This is a genomic window from Oleiphilus sp. HI0080, from assembly GCF_001635135.1.
On the sequence record NZ_LWFU01000451.1, the window covers coordinates 1 to 4,134 of the forward strand.

Here is a 4,134-nt window from a genome sequence, read left to right on the forward strand (position 1 = left end):
ATTACGTCCATAAAGCACGCAGCGAAAAAGTCGCGCAGTTCATGCGCGACGTCGAACATTTAGAAGATACTCAGGCGACAATCTTACGACGTCAGACAGAGGTAAATGCGGCGAGAGAAACGCTGCAAACCAAGAGAAAGCTCTTAGAGCAGCAGAGCGCACAAAGAAAGCTCACTCTGGCGAAAGTCGAGAAAAGCATACAGAACAAGACCTCTGAGCTGGAACAACTCAAACAAAATCAGACAAGACTTGAAACACTTCTACGTGAAGTTGAGAAGAGCATATCAGAACTGAAACTCCCTGATGAATCCACCCCGTTTCGCAAGCAAAAGGCAAAGCTTCCCTGGCCTACTCGTGGTAAAGTCATCGAACGTTTCGGCAGTCGTCAGGCGCTTGGCAAATTACGCTCAAACGGCATACGTATTGCTGCACGAGAAGACGCAAAAGTGTCAGCGGTGCATTACGGACATGTCGTGTTTTCCGATTGGCTGAGGGGCTTTGGACTTTTGATTATTATTGATCATGGGGATGGCTATCTTAGCCTTTACGGCAACAATGAAAGTTTACTCAGAGAAGCTGGTGATTGGGTGCGCCCAGGCGAAGTGCTCGCCTATGCAGGTAATAGCGGTGGTCGCAGCCAAGCCAGTCTATACTTTGAAATACGTAAAAACGGAAAGCCGCAAAACCCTCTTCGCTGGCTTAAAAGATAAACATCAGGATTACTTGAATGAAGATCAAACTGATAAGTGCATTCGTTATTGTTTTCGCTAGCCTTAGTGGCGCCGCTATAGCCGAAGAAATCCCGGCAGAGCAAGAACAGACTATTTCAGACCAGGTAGAGTTGGACGAAAGCGCCGCACAAGGTGTCGCAGAGCAAGAGGCCGAAGAGCCAGCACCTCTCCCGCTGAATGAGCTACGCAAATTTGCAGACGTATTTGGAAAGATAAAAGCGGCCTACGTAGAAGAAATTGATGACACCGCGTTACTGCAACACGCCATCAGAGGCATGTTGAGTGGTCTTGATCCGCATTCAGCCTATTTGGAACCTACCGCCTACGATGATTTAAAAGTAAGCACTTCAGGCTCATTTGGCGGACTTGGCATCGAGGTTGGAATGGAAAATGGCTTCGTTAAAGTCATTGCACCAATCGATGAGACCCCCGCTCAATTGGGCGGCATCCAGGCTGGGGATTTAATTATTGAGCTCGACAATAAGCCGGTCAAGGGAATGAGCCTAGATCAGGCGGTCGATAAGATGCGTGGCGAAGTGGGCACTAAAATCAAGATCAAACTAGTACGTTCAGGCACTCGCGAACCCATTCAAATGACACTCACGCGTGCTGAAATCAAAACTCCAAGTATTCGCTCAATGGTACTTGATGAGCATTATGGCTACCTGCGCGTTTCGCAATTCCAAGCAAATTCTGGTGAGCAATTTTCCAACAAATTAGCTAGCCTCAAAGAAGAAGCCGAAGAGCTGCGAGGTTTGATCATCGATCTGCGCAATAATCCGGGTGGCGTGCTACAAGCTGCGGTTCAAATGGCGGACGAGCTTTTGGATGAAGGTTTAATTGTCTATACGAAAGGTCGTTCAGAGATCGCGCAGCTCAGCTTTAGCGCAGAAGCAGGCGATGCATTAGAAGGAAAGCCCGTGATCGTCCTCATTGATGGTGGATCGGCTTCGGCGTCCGAAATCTTGGCCGGCGCACTCCAGGATCACGATCGTGCCGTAATTATGGGCACACAGAGTTTTGGTAAAGGTTCTGTCCAAAACATTCTGCAATTAGACGAAGATCATGCTCTGAAGCTGACAACCGCTCGTTATTACACACCAAATGGTCGTTCAATTCAGGCGCAAGGCATCGTGCCTGACATTACCGTCAACCGCGCTAAGTTGAGCGACAAGCAAGAGCAAGACTTTTATCGCGAAGCGGACCTTGAGGGACACTTAAGTAACGACGGTTCAGAGTCCAGCGAAGAAGAAGATAATGAGCTAGATGCAGATCAAAAGCGTCGTAAAGAAGCGCTCGAAAGAGATTTCCAGCTTCAGGAGGCCATCAGCCTTTTGAAGGCGATCGATATTCTCAAAATCGAGATCTAATTATTTTGCGCGCTCTTCGATCAGCCCGGCCAACCGCTGGGCTTTTTTCAACCCTCTACAAACACGATGGACTCATCGGTAAGACGAAGCGCTCGCTCTCTGTTGCGCTCGCCATCGCATTGCTCTCGGGTTTCAATGATAGAGCATCTGCCGAGTCCACGATGCCAATTAGCATCGCGATAGTAATTGATGACCTAGGTCACCACTATGAGCGCGGTAAAGCGCTTGTCGACATGCCCTACCCACTTACCCTGTCTTTTTTACCCGGACGAAAATACACATTGGCACTTTCAAAAAGAGCGTATCTTGCTGGGAAAGAAGTGATGCTTCATGCGCCAATGGAGAATACTCGGCAGTTTCCTCTGGGCTTTGGCGGACTCACCTCTGACATGGACAAAGTTGCGGTTCAGCGAAGCTTACAAACCAGTATTGTCGGCATTCCGCACCTAGTAGGACTCAACAATCACATGGGCAGTGCCTTAACGCAGAATCCAAAAGCCATGTCTTGGGTGATGGAGTTGGTATCCTCATACCCTTTGTATTTCTTGGATAGTAAAACCTCGGCTAGCTCAGTCGCGGCGAGCACCGCTAAACGCTACGGCATTCCAACCATGGTGCGCGATGTATTTCTAGACCATGAGCAAACCCCCGACTACGTCGAGAAGCAGTTTGAAAAACTGCTCGATATCGCCCAAAGGAAAGGCCAAGCGATCGCCATCGCACACCCTCATAAAGTCACAATAGATTTTCTTCAAGAGGTGCTTCCAAGCCTTGGCGAACGAGGCATCACCATCGCGACAGCAAGTGGCTTATGGCAAATGAAGCACCCCCATCGTGCAATGTTTCCCAGCCAACAACGGCCCCGCGAATCAAATCTGGCTTTTTCTGGAGAGTTTTAAAGCACCGTCTATACTTAGCTTCACTATTTTAAGTCGATTAGCGCGAGCGCTATGGAGGAAGGCTCATGAGTGAAGAAAGTGCATATGCGCTCTTTAAGGACAATAAACTGTCTGTCATTACGTTCTCGACCAAGGATGCCGCCTTTGCGATTCCACTCCAGCAAGTGCTGTACATCGAGAAGGATGTAAAACGCAACATTCAGCTTGATGAACTCAACAGTTTCAACCATGAAGTCATCACTTATCAAAACAACACGGTAGAGCTTTATGACTTCAACAAGCTCATTGGCTCCGATGATCATCAAAATCGTATGTCCGCTCTGATGACAGACTTGGATGACTATGAAGTCGCGCATCTCAATTGGATTGATCAAATCGAAACCGCCATTCAACATCAGTCCAGCGCGCCGACGAAGCCAGCAAAAGTCGAAGAGTTGCTCAAGTGGACACGCACCTATTCAAACACCAATGCGGAGCTCACTGAAGTTATAAACAGCCTAGAAGAGCCCTGCAAAGAATTACAAAGAGACCTAGAACGTATTTGTCAGATTTTGGCGAATCAGGATCAAGCGCTGATACTGCTCAAGCGAACTCAAGAGAATAGCCTTAAGGCATTTCACAATCATCTTCAGCAAGCGAAAGAGCGCGCTGAAAATAGCGTTCGGCCTATCATCCTATTTGTTGAACACGATCAAGGGCGAGTGTCCGCGCTCAGGCTCGATAATATTAAAGATATTATTGATTATGATTGGTCTAACTTCAGTACCGACAACTCGTCTGAGGGTCTAATGAAACAGAGAACGGACGATTATCATATCGAAGGCTTTTTGCGCAACGAAGATAACGCGCCATTGATGCTCATCAACTGCAAAACGGAAACGGCGCTATTACCCGGAAAGCAAAGCCAGGTTGCGTGAGCGCGGCAGCTACAATAAAGCGCGCAGCGCCTCCGCTAGCTCTTCGGGTTTCGCGTTGTGCTCAAGCACCCGCTGTAATTCACCGTCGGCATCAACGACAAAGTAGTACGCTGTATGGTCAACCGTATACTGTGTCGGGTCATCGGAACTTCCGCTGGGAAGAGGCGCCTTGATGAAATAGGTGCCGTATTGCTTCGCAACTGCGTGCGTTTTAACC

General features: G+C 48.3%; 5 protein-coding genes. 4 read left to right on the top strand and 1 reads right to left on the bottom strand.

What is annotated here, in order from left to right:
• The 4 genes from A3751_RS08970 to A3751_RS08985 all read left to right on the top strand — a co-directional run.
• Positions 1–710 (top strand): murein hydrolase activator EnvC (locus A3751_RS08970; RefSeq protein WP_231876863.1); only part of this gene is annotated, 710 nt, incomplete at its 5' end.
• Between the two features lie 17 nt (positions 711–727).
• Entirely contained in the window at positions 728–2,101 is a 1,374-nt protein-coding gene (locus A3751_RS08975) for a S41 family peptidase (RefSeq protein WP_082863136.1), read from the top strand.
• A gap of 161 nt (positions 2,102–2,262) precedes the next feature.
• A complete protein-coding gene (locus tag A3751_RS08980) occupies positions 2,263–3,000 on the top strand; it encodes a divergent polysaccharide deacetylase family protein (RefSeq protein ID WP_068571771.1) in 738 nt (245 codons plus the stop codon).
• Between the two features lie 65 nt (positions 3,001–3,065).
• Positions 3,066–3,917, top strand: a complete 852-nt coding sequence (locus A3751_RS08985; protein WP_068454630.1) for a hypothetical protein — start codon at positions 3,066–3,068, stop codon at positions 3,915–3,917.
• Positions 3,918–3,926: 9 nt separating this feature from the next.
• On the opposite strand, the gene A3751_RS22725 is transcribed toward A3751_RS08985, so the two are convergent.
• On the bottom strand, positions 3,927–4,134 hold a 208-nt coding region (locus A3751_RS22725), incomplete at its 5' end, for an SCO family protein (RefSeq protein ID WP_369821237.1).